Source organism: Kitasatospora sp. NPDC001119 (assembly GCF_053598475.1).
Window position 1 is genome coordinate 150,144 of record NZ_JBSFKI010000004.1, and the last position, 12,026, is coordinate 162,169.

The window sequence follows — 12,026 nt, forward strand, 5'->3', positions numbered from 1 at the left end:
CCCAACCCAACCGACTTCGCCAGCAGAGTCGCCGGGCCGACTTCCCGTGCGGGCCTCCGCCGCCGGCCTACAGTGCGGCGAGGTGGTCGACCAGGTCGTCGAGGCCGAGCGAGCCCAGCGACAGCGCCTTCATGTGCCAGGCCTTGAGGTCGAAGGCCGCGCCCTGCCGGCGGCGGGCGGCTTCCCGCCCCTCCAGCCAGGCGCGCTCGCCGAGCTTGTAGCCGATGGCCTGCCCGGGCCAGCCGAGGTAGCGGGCGATCTCGCTGCCGCGCATGTCGGCGGGGCTGCCGTTGTAGGTGGCCATGAACTCGGTGGCGAGCTCCGGGGTCCAGCGCTCGCCGGGGTGGAAGCCCGAGTCGGCGGGGATCGGCAGGCCCAGGTGCATGCCGATGTCGATGATCACCCGGATGGTGCGCAGCATCTGCTCGTCGAGGAAGCCGAGGCGGTGGGCGGGGTCGGTGAGGAAGCCCAGGTCGTCCATGAGGCGCTCGGCGTACAGGGCCCAGCCCTCGACGTTGGCGCTGACCATGCCCAGCGTGCTCTGGTAGCGGCTCAGCCGGTCGGCGACGGCGACCCACTGGGCGAGCTGCAGGTGGTGGCCGGGGACGCCCTCGTGGTACCAGATGCTGACGAGCTGCCAGGTCGGGAACGCGTCCCGGCCGAGCGTGGGCAGGTAGGTGCGGCCGGGCCGGCTGAAGTCCAGGCTGGGGCCGGAGTAGTACGGTGCCGCGGCGCTCCCGGCGGGGGCGATCCGGGACTCCACCTTCCGCACCGGTCCGGAGATGTCGAAGTGGGTGCCGTCGAGGGCCTCGATCGCCCCGTCCATGATCTGCTGAAGCCAGTCGCGGATCCCCTCCTCGCCCGCGACCCGGTGGCCGTGCCGCTCCAGGTGGTCCATCGCGTCGAGGGCGCCCGCCCCGGGCAGCACGCGCCCCGCCTCGGCCCGCATCTCGGCGGCCGTCCGGTGGAACTCGCTCCAGGCCCAGGCGTAGGCCTCGTCCAGGTCGACGTCGGCGCCGGTGTGGTGGCGCACGGCGAGCCGGTAGCGGTCCCGGCCGACGGCGTCCGGGGTGTCGGCGGTGGCGGGGGCGTAGCTGTCGCGCAGCCAGCTGCGGAACTCGGCGACGGCGGCGGTGGCCTGGCCGGCGGCCGCGTCCAGGTCGCCGCGCAGCCGGTCGGGGCCGGGGGCGACGAAGTCGGCGAACCACCCGGCGCCGGTGCCCGCCCGCTGGTCGGTGGCCTCACCGGTCCAGGCGGTGAGCTGGTCGATCACCACCGCCGCCTGGCGGGGCGCGGCGAACAGGCCCCGGGCCATCCCCTCGGTGAGCGTCGCCCGGTAGCCGTCGAGCGCGGCGGGCACGTTGCGCAGCCGCCCGGCCACAGCCGCCCAGTCGTCGTCGGTGACGGTCGGCATGTAGGTGAAGATCTCCCGCACGTGGTGCACGTGCGCGCCGATGTTGCGCAGCTGGCGGAAGTTCTCGCCCGCGTCGTGCAGGGCGAGTTCGGCGGTGAGGCGCTCCCGCAGCAGCCGGGCGCAGGCCCGGTCGGCGGGGTCCTCGGTGGCGGGTGCGGTGTCGAGCGTACGGAGGGTGCGCCGGGCGATGTCGGCGAGTGCCTCGAACCCTTCCGGGGAGAGGTCCGGCTGCCGTTCGTCGCCGGGGTGCAGGCCCAACCAGGCGGCCTCCAGCGGGTCGTGTGCGGCCACCTGGTCGAGGTGGTGGTCGGCGATGGTGCGCGGGGTGATCTTTTCATCTGCCATGCGGCCATCCTGGCGCACCGTCAGAGCACACCGCCGCCCGGGTGTCAGGGCCTCAGCAGTCCGCCCACCCACCAGTCGTGCGGCTGGCCGTCGTTGGCGTAGTCACGGTTGCGCAGGGTCCCCTCGACGGTGAAGCCGAGCTTCTCGGCGACGGCACGCGAGCCGGTGTTCCCGACCATGGCCCACCACTCGATGCGGTGCACGTCGATCGTGGCCCAGCCCCAGTCGCACAGGGCCCGGGCGGCCTCCACCGAGTACCCGCGCCCGCGCTGCTCCTTGACCGCCCAGTAGCCGAGCTCCCAAACGCCGCGCCGCCTGAGGCTCAGGCCGTACAGGCCGACCAGGGCTCCGGTGTCCTTGCGGAACGCGCCGAGGGTGTAGTCCTTGTCCTCCGCCCACTGGGCGGGCAGCCGCTCGCCGACCAGGTGCTCCGCGTCCGCACGCCGGTAGGGCACCGGCACCGGGGTGAAGAACTGGATGTCCTTGTCCTGGCAGGCCTCGTACACCGCGTCCACGTCGGCGGGCGTGAAGGCCCGGAGCAGCAGACGGTCGGTCTCAAGCGTCACTGGATCCATCGCGGCAGTATGACCACTGTCGGCAAGCGGCGGCCAGTGAGTATCCGGACCGGCCATGGAGCGCGTCAGCCCGTGGGCATGCCGATCTGGTCGCGCTCCAGGGCGGAACGCAGCTCCGCGAGGGCCTGTGCGGCGGCCGCCACGGGGGACGTCTTGAGCGCGTCCGCGGTCAGCTCGGCCAGGCGCTCGGTGAAGGTCCCTTCCGCCGCGTCGACCAACTCCCGGCCGTCGTCGGTCAGTTCCAGCAGTGACGACCGGCGGTCCGAGGGGTTCGGCACGCGGGCGACCCAGCCCTGCCGCTCCAGGCGGTCGACGCCCTTGCTGGTGGACCCGATGCCGACGGCGAACTCGGCCGCCAGGTCCGCCACCCGCGCCCGGGGATGGTCGCGGAGGTGGCGCAGGAACTCGAACTGGGACGTGACGATCCCGTGCCGCTCGCGGAGACGGTCGTTGAGGGCGTTGTACAGGCGCGTCTCGCATCGGACGAGGTCGGCGAAGAAGCTCGGGAGGTCGACCGTCTCGCCGGTCACTTTAGATGCCATGGCATATAGTCTACGTTAGATGCCTCGGCATATAGTGCCGAAGAAGCCACTTGCGACAGGAGCAGCCATCATGAGCAAGGAACAGCGCGCACAGGTCGACGCGATGCTGCGGCAGCCCCGGCCCGACGGCCCCCGGTCGGTCGAGGAGATCCGGGTCGGATTCGAAGCGCTGATGGCCCGGATGATCGTCCCGGACGGCCTTCGCACCACGCGGACGACGCTCGGCGACCGGTCGGCCCTGTACGTCGAGCCGGGCGACGAGCTGGGCGAGGGGACACGCACCGGGACGATCCTGTACTTCCACGGCGGCGGCTGGGTGTTCGGCTCCCCCGAGACGGCGATGTCGCTGACGGGGAACCTCGTGGCCAGGACCGGGTTCAGGGCGTACTCGCTGGACTACCGACTCGCCCCCGAGCACCCGTTCCCGGCCGCGATCGAGGACGCGCTGGGCGCCTACCGCGCCCTCCTCGACAGCGGCGAGGACCCGGCAAGCATCGCGTTCGCCGGGGACTCCGCCGGCGGCGGCCTCAGCGTCACCACCTGCCTCGCCGCCCGCGACGCCGGCCTCCCGCTGCCCGCCGCGATCGTGGCCTTCTCCCCCGGCCTCGACGCCACCCGGACGGGCGAGAGCATGGACACCAAGGCGGACGTCGACCCGATCTTCACCCGCGAGAACCTGGAACACACCGGGGCCATGTACCTGGCGGGAGCCGACCCGCACCAGCCCCTACTCAGCCCCGCCGTCCTCGCCGACCTGACGGGCTTCCCGCCGATGCTCCTCCAGGCGGGCACCAACGAACTGCTCCTGGACGACTCCACCCGCATCGCCGCCCGCGCCCGCGCGGCCGGAGTGGACGTGGTCCTCGACATCACCGCCGACGTACCCCACGTGTTCCAGTCCTTCGCCGGCGTGCTCGACGAGGCCGACCGGGCACTGGACCGCGCGGCCCTCTTCCTTGCACAGCACGTTCACGGCCCCGACGCTGCGGCCGAGTCGGCCCGGTAGAGCTCGGAGCCCTCCGGTCCGTACGGTCGCGACCCGGCCCGGCCCGGCCGTCATGGTTGTGAAGGTTCTCGGCCTCCGTGTCATACGGGCAACCATGCGACCTGTGACTCCGTCCCCGGTCTCAGCCGGATGGCGCAGCTTCGGATTCTCACAGTTGTGACAGATCCTCGCGATCGCGGTGCCGCCTCTCGATGCGGTCGACCGGCGCCCTCAGGGCGGGTGAGGTCAGTTCCAGGTTGCGGTTGTCGCGCCCGGCGAGCATGTGGTCGAGCCAGCGTTCGTACCAGGCCAGGAAGTCCGTGGCCGACGAGACATTGGGGCCCCAGAAGCCGTCAGCGTTTCCGGTGACGACGCGGCCCGCCAGGGGACCCGTGATGCCGAGAAGCACCAGGTCGGAGCACCCCGCCTCGATGATGTGCAGGAACAGGTCACTTCGGTGAGATGGGCCACCGGCGAACGTGAACCCCCGGGGGCGGCCGGGCTCCCCGTGGGGGTCCATCGTGAAGAGCCGACATGACTGCAAAGGCAGCAGGCCATAGAAAGGCGATGCCCCGCCCCCGCCCAGCATGGTCAGGAAGCTGCGGTAGGGGTCGGGCAGTTCGATGTGGCGGTCGGCCTCGAACTCGGCGACCTTCGCGTCCGGCAACGGGGGTTTGAGGCGGAACCCGTGCTTCTCTTCACCGAAGGAGTAGCTTCGCAGCGCGGCATAGGGCACCTTGGCGAGCTTGCGTCGGATACGGGCGATCCGGGAGTCCATGTGAACTCTTCTCTCTGTCCTCCGCAAACTACCTGCTGTGGACAGTGATTCTCAATCCCGTGTCAGTTCGACCGGTCGGATGACATCGCGCCTGAGAACTGGCACAGGATCCGAGAACCTACCGGCTGGGCCTCACGACAACTGGACGACCGGCATTCCGAGTTCAACCCGAGCAGCACCATGCGCAGGAAGTCGGCCGGGCCGACTTCCTGCGCGCACGCCCACGCCGCCCGGCGGGTCCGGCCGGGCGGCGTGGGCGGGTCGGGCTTCAGGCCACCGGTTGGCGGTCTCGGCCAGGGCTGGGAGTTGCGGCGCGTTCATCCGGGCGGTGGGGCATCCGCAGGACGGCGACCGCGCCGAGGCCGACGACGGCGATGGCGAGGAGCAGGAGGAGCGGGAGGACGAGGTCGATCAGGAGTCGCACGGGGCCTCGGTCCTCTCGTAGTGCCGGAGGATCGCGAGGAGGTTGAGCACGGTACTGGCGGGAGCCGTGCCGAAGCGGACCGAGACGCGGCCGTCGACCCCGACGTGGTCCGTGGCCGCGCCGGGCCAGAGGAGGCCGAACTTGCGGCCCCGCTCGTGGAGTTCATCGAGCAGGGAGGCGACCTCCGGCTCGGTGTAGGTGCGCATGATCGCGTCGGCCGGCCCGGTCGGGCGGCGGTGGTCGGCGGTCACGCGGCGGCGTCCAGCTCGAACCAGACGGATTTGCCCGATTTGCGGGACTCCGTGCCGAAGCGGTCAGTGAGCGAGCGGACGAGACGCAGACCCCGGCCGGAGACGGCGAGGAGGTCGGAGCCGTCCCGCCGGATCGGGACGATGGGGTTGCCGTCGCTGACCGAGACCCGGAGCACGTGGTCGAGCAGCGCGATGACGACGAGCGGCGCCGCACTGCCGCCGTGGCGCCAGGCGTTGACGAACAGTTCGAGGAGCGCGACCTCGGCATCGGCGACCAGGTCGGCGTCCCACCCGGCGCGCGCCGTGAGCTCGCGCAACTCTTCGCGCGCGGCCGACCAGTCAGGGGGGAGTCCAAGGGGAGACACGAAGAAACCTCCATGGGAGTCGAGAGATGACTCCGAGCGACCGATGATCAGTCAGGAGAGTCGACCCGGAGCATGATCGCGACGTGTGCACACAACGAATCATCCAGCAATTGCTGTCAGTGTGCAGCCCGTCACACACAGCATGGGGCCAGGCGTCTGTGTTTGGCAACTCGTCATGATGTTTTGGATATATTCAAATCGAACGCCCAGCAGGGCCCCTACAGTGGCCATAGCCGGTGGCGAACGTGCCCGCCGGGAAGGCAGACTGGTCCACTGAAGCTCAGAGAGGGCGGGGATGGGCGGAGCAACAGGTCCGACGGTTCGGCGGAGGCAACTCGGGGCCGAGCTCCGCCGCCGGAGAGAGGAAGCCGGCCTCTCGCATGAGGAAGTCACCGAAGCGCTGAGCGGGATGAGCCAGCCGAAGCTGTCCCGCCTTGAGAACGGCCGGGGTGCCACCAAGGTCGATGACGTCAAGCGACTCCTCGCCCTCTACCGGTGCGAGGACCACGAGTTGATCAACGCGCTCGTGGATCTGGCCAAGCGTGGCGCACAGCGCGGAATGTGGTGGCAAAGCTACAGCGCTGACATCGGGGAGCCGCTTGGCAACCTCATCTCGTTGGAGGCAAGCGCCTCATCGATGCGCTCCTACGAAGGCTTCTTCATCCCAGGTCTTCTTCAGACTCCCGCCTACGCGCGCGAGATCATCAGGAAGCTCACTCTCCGCCCTGGAGTCAACGTCGAGGCACTCGTCGATGTCCGCATGGCACGCCAGAGCGCGCTGACCCGAGCCGAACCGCTCGCGCTGTGGGCAGTGATAAACGAAGCCGCAATCCGGTCCGGAGTCGGCGGACCGAAGGTCATGGCTGAGCAACTCGCCAGGATCGCCGACAGAGCAAGCCAGCCCAACGTCAAGATCCAGGTGATGCCCATTGGTGCACCTGCGCACCATGGCATGGGCGGTGCCTTCTCCATCCTCGGATTTCCGCAACGGCAGGATCTCGACGTCGTCCTCGTGGAGGGCGCGTTGAACGACCTCTGGGTCGAGGACGCCGCCGATGTGGCGCTGTACTCGGCGAAGTTCGACGCCATCCGAGCGGATGCTCTGGGCCTCGACGACTCCCTCGCCCTGATCATCGAACAGAGAGACAAGCTCACATGACGTTCATCCCGAACGCAGCCACCATCGCCGCAGTCTGGCGCAAGTCATCACACAGCAACGAGTCCACGAACTGCGTCGAGTTCGCCCTGGGTGAGCCGGTCTCCTACATCCGTGACTCGAAGAACCCCTCCGGCCCCGCCCTGGCCTTCGACCGCGCGGCCCACTCCTCCTTCCTCGCCGCCGTCGCCACCGGAGAGTTCGACTTCGGGCTGCTCTGATCACCGAATAGAGAAGCAGGCTCACATGCCCATATCCCTGAACCACACCATCGTTCCGGCCGTCGACAACGAGGCGGCAGCCCTCTTCTTCGCCTCCGTCATGGGCCTCGACTACCAGGGCGCCGACCGGCACTTCGCGCCGGTGCGGGTCAACGACTCCCTCACCCTGGACTTCATGACCGTCGAGGACCCGGTCGGCCATCATCTGGCCTTCGACGTGGACCCGGCCTCCTTCGACGGGATCCTCTCCCGGCTCCGCGAGGCCGAGGTGCCCTACGGCGACGATCCCCGCGAGCCCGGCAACGGCCGGACCGACCACCCGTTGTGCCCTCGCGGGCTGTACTTCACCGACGACGCCGGGAACCTCTACGAGGTCATGTCCCCCGCGTGAACTCCTCCGCTCCACGCGGTGCCCCGCCCACCCGGGCGGGGCACCGTCATGCCGCTAGATGAGGCCGCGCCGCATGGCGTACCCCACGGCGTGGGCCCGGTTGCGGAGGCCGAGGCGGGTGATGATCTCGTGCAGCACGTTCTTCACCGTGCGCTCCGAGTACGACGTCTTGGCGGCGATCTCGCTGGTGTCGAAGCCCTCCGCCACCAGCTTCAGCATCTCCGCCTCCCGTGCAGTTAACGTCGAGAGGGTCAGGCCGCGCCCGTCGAGCATGGTGCGCTGGAGGATGCCGATCCGGTCGAGCAGTTCGCCGAGCAGGTCGCCGGGCATCACGCCCTCCCCGTTGGCCAGGGCGGTGATGAGGTTCACCAGCCGGTCCTGGTCGGCCTCCGAGCGGCGCAGCACGGCGGCGACCCCGTTCTCCACGATGGTCTGCAGCCCGCCGGCCTCGAAGTGCCCCACCACCAGGCCTATCCGGCCGGTGGTGGCGAGGCGCAGCCGCCGCAGGTGTTCGGTCACCGTCTCCGTCAGCGCGTCGACCACCAGCAGGGAGACCTCGGCCTGCCCGGCCTCGCTCTCGTTCAGCAGGACGACCTCGGGCCGCTGGCGCAGCTGTTGGACCACGCCGGTCTGCAGGATGAGGTCCTCCGCGTAGACCGCGACCCGCACCTGGCTGGGCCTGCCGCGGAGTTGGGCGGGTACGCGCGGGACGGCGGCGCCGGCGGGCTTCGGTGCCACCGTGGTGCGGCGGGCTGTGACGGCTTCCTCACGGGTTGTATCGGTCGACGTCATCGAACTGCTCCATTCTGCAAGTGCCTGCGAGGGTGACGGCCGGGCGCCGCGGGGCGGTGCCGGCCGGGGGCTTGGGGGCGGGTCACGTGGAGCCGGGCCGGGCCCGCGACGGGACCGGGCGGGGTCTCCGGTCGGTCCGTACGGGCAAGGGGTGTGGCCCCCAGCTTGCCCGTACGGCCCTCTTCTCCGGCGCGGTACGGCCCTACCGTCACGCTATGACCACATCCGCCGAACTCGGCCTGCCAGCACTCACGGTGGCCCCCGGTGGCGTGGCCACCACGACCCTGACGGTCCGCAACGACCTCGACATCGTCGAGGCTTACACGTTCGAGGTGGTCGGCGACTGTGCCGGCTGGACGAAGGTGGAGCCGGCCCGGGTCTCGCTGTACCCGGGGACGTCCGAGACCGTGACGGTCCGGCTGGCCCCGCCTCGCTCCCCCGCCACCCGGGCCGGCGAGTTCCCGCTCGGCATCCGGGTGCTGCCGGTCGAGCGCCCCGACCTGGTGACGGTGCCGGAGGCCACGGTCACCGTGACGCCGTTCCAGGAACTTCAGGCCGCGCTGGCCCCGCGCCGGCGCCGCGGCTGGCTGCGCGGGCGCTACCGGGCCTCGGTGCGCAACCTCGGCAACGCTCCGACCGGTGTGACGTTCACTCCGGGACAGGCCGGTGAGGACCTGCGGTTCCGGGTCACGCCGGAGAAGCTGCGGCTGGAGCCCGGCGAGTCCGGGGAGGTGCGGGTGCAGGCGCGCACCCGCAAGCTGATCTGGTTCGGCAAGCAGGCGACCTGGCCGTTCGAGGTGACGGTGGGCCCGGAGGAGCGGGCGGACGGCAAGGACGCGAAGGACGGCAAGCCCGGCAGGGACGGGAAGGACGCGAAGGAGGAGAAGGCGCCGGAGGCCGCACCGGGCACCGCGCAGCCGCCCGTCCAGAAGCCGCTGCTGGACGGCGAGTTCCTCCAGCTGCCGATCTTCCCGAAGTGGCTGCTCGCGCTGCTGGCGGCGCTGATCGCGCTGCTGCTGGCCTGGTTCGCCCTGGTCCGCCCGGCGGTGCGCAGCTCCGCCAAGCAGGCGGCCGAGAAGGCCGTCGCCCAGCAGATCGCCACCCCGGCCCCGCCCGCCGGTGTTCCGGCCGGTGACACACCGGGCAGCCCCGGTACCGGGAGCACCCCGGGCGGCCAGACCAAGCCGGGCGCCGGGAAGCCGACCACCGGCCCGGGCAGCCAGGGCGGTCCGGGCGGCCTGGCGGTGCCGGGGACCGGCCGGCAGAGCTCCGCCGCGATCGACGTCGTGACCGAGACCGGAACCGCCAAGACCGGCAGTTACCAGGTGCCGCACGGCAAGGTCTTCGACATCACCGACCTCGTGGTCGCCAACTTCCAGGGCGACCAGGGGCTGGTGACCATCATGGCCGGCAACACGACCATCACCACGATCGCCTTGGAGACCTTCCGCAACCAGGACTACCACTGGGTGACTCCCCTCCAGGTCCCCGAGGACCAGGCCGTGACCGCGAACGTGACCTGCGAGGTGCCGGGCACCCCGGCCTCGGGCAAGCAGGCGCCCACGTGCCACGAACTCCTCAACGTCAGCGGGACCCTGAGCGACATCCGGCAAGGAAACTGAGCGTTTCCAGGCCGTTCGTCTCCGAATTCCCGCTCCTCCCCCACGTCCCCCTCACGTCTCGTGACCATGTCAATACCCGACGGACACTGTTGCATCGTGCACCCGTCCGAACCAAACCGACCCGCCCGTAACCTGCTGTGATCTGCCCCTGAGGGCAACCCGCCTGGTCCCTGAGGGCAACCGGTGCGCCCCCACGGGCGGTTCGGGATGCCCGACCCGGAAAAGCCGAACGCCGGTCCCCGCCCAACCAGGGCGGGGACCGGCGTTCGGTGTCTGTCGCGGGTGGCGGCCGCCGGATCAGAACCAGTGCAGGCAGTGCGGCGTGCGCTCGGCGCGGAACAGGGCGTCGGCGAGGGCGGCCGCGCCGGGGCGGTGGGCCAGGACGTGCCCGGCCCGGACGAGCGCGCTCGGGGCGGTGCCGCCGAGGTAGACCGCGCCCAAGTCCCGGATGTCCAGGGAGAGGTCCGGCTCCCGGTCGGTCGGGACGCACTCGGCCTTCCCGTCCCGGACGGTCAGCAGGTGGCGGTGGTGCTCGCCGAGGAACGGGTCGTCGACGTCCAGGACGAGCTCGCCGTCCGTGAACCAGCCGCGCGAGGTCAGCGCGCGCGGGACGTCCAGCAGCCGTACCCAGAGCCAGTCGGTCTCGCCGCCCGGCTGGACGGCGCGGAAGTCCTCCAGCTGCCAGCGCAGCGGGTGCTCCGCCGGGACGTGCTTGAGCACGACCTGGGCGGCCAGGTCGTGGCCGAGCACGAACCGGGCGAGGTCGGTGTAGCCGGCGTCGTCGACGGCGATGGTCTCGTCGACCGTCAGGGTGTCCCCGTCCATCGAGTAGCTGGCGTACCCGTCCGGCGTTCCGTCGGCGCCGCGGTGGACGGCGACGTGGCGCGCCGTCGGGGCGGTCGGCACCTGGCCCGCGCCCAGCTCCCACCAGCGGCGCGGCCGGGACAGCGCGCCGGGCTGGGCGCGGCGGTAGCGGTCGTAGACCTCCTCGATGATCCGCCCGCAGTCGGCCCGCTTGAACAGTTCGACCGAGCCGCCCGCCTGAGCCCCGGCCGCCAGGCGCACCGCCCGGGGCGCGGCGAAGGCGGCCTGGTGGCGCTGCACCGTCAGCCGCTGGGTGTACGTCGCCGGGCCGTAGCCGAACCGGCCGTAGATCCCGGCCTCGGAGGCCAGCAGCACCGACAGGAACTCCCCCCGGCCCCGCAGCTCGGCGAGCTGGTGCCGCATCATCGCGGTGAGCACGCCCTGGCGCCGGTGGGTGGGCAGGACGCCGACGGCCGTCACTCCGGAGGTCGGGACGACGACCTGCCCGGGCAGGGTGAGTTCGAAGGTGTACGCACCGGCGGTGCCGACGGGCCGCCCGTCCGCCGTCACGGCGAGCAGGTTGCGGTCCATCTCGGTCGCGGCCCACCAGACCCCGCCGCCGTCCGCGCCGGGGGCGTCCGAGAAGCGCCCCAGCGCGGTGTGGAAGGTGGCGACGAACGCGTCGAGGTCCTGGTCGGTCGTGGAACGGATCTCCATGTGGTGCTGCTGCCTCCCCGTGTTGCCGGCGCCACTTCGTTTGGCGCCCCCCGAAGTTCAGCGCGGCCGCGCGACCGGGTCAACCGAATTAGGGGGCGTCGGATCAGGGGGCGTCGGAAGTCCCTCCGTGCCGGCGGTCCGGGTGGCCCGCGCCGCGCAGCAGCGAGCCGAGCGAGAGCATCGCGGACAGGCCGAGCAGCACCGTGGACCAGAACCAGAAACGCACCCAGGTGTCGGGGACGGGCAGCAGGACCGCCAGCACCGCCGGATACAGGACCAGCAGCCACGCCAACCGCCGCTCGGCTCCGGCCTGTTGGCGCAGCCGCCCGGCCGCCCGCTCGCCCTGCCCGGCGGCCCCACCGGTGACCAGCCGCAGCCCCTCGGCAGTGGTCAGCCGACACGTGTGCACCAGCGCCGCGATCATCGTGAGGAGCAGGGCGAGCCCCAGCAACTGGGCCCATTCGGGCACGCTGGGCCGGCCTGACGTGGTGACCACCAGCATCGGCACCGCGAAGAGCAGGGTGCTCGACGCCTCGAAGGCGACGAGCCGGGCGGCGGGGGTACGGGGCGCGGCCACCGACGTCTCCCAGGACAGGAGTCTCCGGTGGCCGCGGGCACAGCCGTTCGCCCGGCGGCGGTGTGAA

15 protein-coding genes are annotated in these 12,026 nt (G+C 71.3%); 5 read left to right on the forward strand and 10 right to left on the reverse strand.

All coding sequences use genetic code 11. The features are described 5' to 3' along the window. Positions 1-67: 67 nt before the first annotated feature. From ACWDD9_RS06720 to ACWDD9_RS06730, 3 genes are all read right to left on the reverse strand, one after another. Positions 68-1,759: a DUF885 domain-containing protein gene (locus tag ACWDD9_RS06720; RefSeq protein ID WP_449810981.1), complete on the reverse strand. Its 1,692-nt coding sequence runs from the start codon at positions 1,757-1,759 to the stop codon at positions 68-70. Positions 1,760-1,803: 44 nt separating this feature from the next. Then, entirely contained in the window at positions 1,804-2,334 is a 531-nt protein-coding gene (locus ACWDD9_RS06725) for a GNAT family N-acetyltransferase (protein WP_375873109.1), read from the reverse strand. Positions 2,335-2,399: 65 nt separating this feature from the next. Then, a complete protein-coding gene (locus ACWDD9_RS06730) occupies positions 2,400-2,876 on the reverse strand; it encodes a MarR family winged helix-turn-helix transcriptional regulator (protein ID WP_049649797.1) in 477 nt (158 codons plus the stop codon). Positions 2,877-2,946: 70 nt separating this feature from the next. Between ACWDD9_RS06730 and ACWDD9_RS06735 the strand changes: the two genes are divergently transcribed. Beyond that, the gene (locus ACWDD9_RS06735; protein ID WP_449810982.1) at positions 2,947-3,882 is read left to right on the forward strand and encodes an alpha/beta hydrolase; all 936 of its coding nucleotides are present in this window, start codon (positions 2,947-2,949) and stop codon (positions 3,880-3,882) included. A gap of 148 nt (positions 3,883-4,030) precedes the next feature. On the opposite strand, the gene ACWDD9_RS06740 is transcribed toward ACWDD9_RS06735, so the two are convergent. The 4 genes from ACWDD9_RS06740 to ACWDD9_RS06755 all read right to left on the reverse strand — a co-directional run bounded on the left by ACWDD9_RS06740 (position 4,031) and on the right by ACWDD9_RS06755 (position 5,679). Then, positions 4,031-4,639, reverse strand: coding sequence for an SMI1/KNR4 family protein (locus ACWDD9_RS06740; RefSeq protein WP_375873107.1), 609 nt, complete (start codon positions 4,637-4,639; stop codon positions 4,031-4,033). A gap of 268 nt (positions 4,640-4,907) precedes the next feature. Continuing rightward, positions 4,908-5,063 carry a hypothetical protein gene (locus tag ACWDD9_RS06745; RefSeq protein ID WP_375873106.1) on the reverse strand — a complete coding sequence of 52 codons (156 nt, stop codon included), beginning with the start codon at positions 5,061-5,063 and terminating at the stop codon, positions 4,908-4,910. Further along, positions 5,051-5,314 carry a hypothetical protein gene (locus tag ACWDD9_RS06750; protein WP_449810983.1) on the reverse strand — a complete coding sequence of 88 codons (264 nt, stop codon included), beginning with the start codon at positions 5,312-5,314 and terminating at the stop codon, positions 5,051-5,053. The genes ACWDD9_RS06745 and ACWDD9_RS06750 overlap by 13 nt, the downstream gene beginning before the upstream one ends. Continuing rightward, the gene (locus ACWDD9_RS06755) at positions 5,311-5,679 is read right to left on the reverse strand and encodes an ATP-binding protein (protein ID WP_449810984.1); all 369 of its coding nucleotides are present in this window, start codon (positions 5,677-5,679) and stop codon (positions 5,311-5,313) included. Before ACWDD9_RS06755 ends, ACWDD9_RS06750 begins: the two co-directional genes overlap by 4 nt. Before the next feature lie 295 nt (positions 5,680-5,974). Between ACWDD9_RS06755 and ACWDD9_RS06760 the strand changes: the two genes are divergently transcribed. From ACWDD9_RS06760 to ACWDD9_RS06770, 3 genes are read left to right on the forward strand one after another with little or no spacing between them, the layout of a single operon-like run. Further along, the gene (locus ACWDD9_RS06760; protein ID WP_074002712.1) at positions 5,975-6,838 is read left to right on the forward strand and encodes a helix-turn-helix domain-containing protein; all 864 of its coding nucleotides are present in this window, start codon (positions 5,975-5,977) and stop codon (positions 6,836-6,838) included. Next, positions 6,835-7,056, forward strand: a complete 222-nt coding sequence (locus ACWDD9_RS06765; RefSeq protein WP_387825292.1) for a DUF397 domain-containing protein — start codon at positions 6,835-6,837, stop codon at positions 7,054-7,056. Before ACWDD9_RS06760 ends, ACWDD9_RS06765 begins: the two co-directional genes overlap by 4 nt. Before the next feature lie 25 nt (positions 7,057-7,081). Then, the gene (locus tag ACWDD9_RS06770) at positions 7,082-7,447 is read left to right on the forward strand and encodes a VOC family protein (protein WP_449810985.1); all 366 of its coding nucleotides are present in this window, start codon (positions 7,082-7,084) and stop codon (positions 7,445-7,447) included. A gap of 54 nt (positions 7,448-7,501) precedes the next feature. Here ACWDD9_RS06770 and ACWDD9_RS06775 read toward each other — a convergent pair whose 3' ends face one another. Next, a complete protein-coding gene (locus tag ACWDD9_RS06775; RefSeq protein WP_079272162.1) occupies positions 7,502-8,239 on the reverse strand; it encodes a response regulator transcription factor in 738 nt (245 codons plus the stop codon). A gap of 215 nt (positions 8,240-8,454) precedes the next feature. Here ACWDD9_RS06775 and ACWDD9_RS06780 point away from each other — a divergent pair, with 215 nt between their 5' ends. Then, positions 8,455-9,861, forward strand: a complete 1,407-nt coding sequence (locus tag ACWDD9_RS06780) for a COG1470 family protein (protein ID WP_375873100.1) — start codon at positions 8,455-8,457, stop codon at positions 9,859-9,861. A 297-nt stretch (positions 9,862-10,158) separates the two neighbouring features. Here ACWDD9_RS06780 and ACWDD9_RS06785 read toward each other — a convergent pair whose 3' ends face one another. Both ACWDD9_RS06785 and ACWDD9_RS06790 read right to left on the reverse strand, forming a co-directional pair. Continuing rightward, positions 10,159-11,382, reverse strand: coding sequence for a GNAT family N-acetyltransferase (locus tag ACWDD9_RS06785; RefSeq protein WP_449810986.1), 1,224 nt, complete (start codon positions 11,380-11,382; stop codon positions 10,159-10,161). A 103-nt stretch (positions 11,383-11,485) separates the two neighbouring features. Next, positions 11,486-11,959: a hypothetical protein gene (locus ACWDD9_RS06790; RefSeq protein ID WP_380779070.1), complete on the reverse strand. Its 474-nt coding sequence runs from the start codon at positions 11,957-11,959 to the stop codon at positions 11,486-11,488. Between the last annotated feature and the right edge of the window lie 67 nt (positions 11,960-12,026).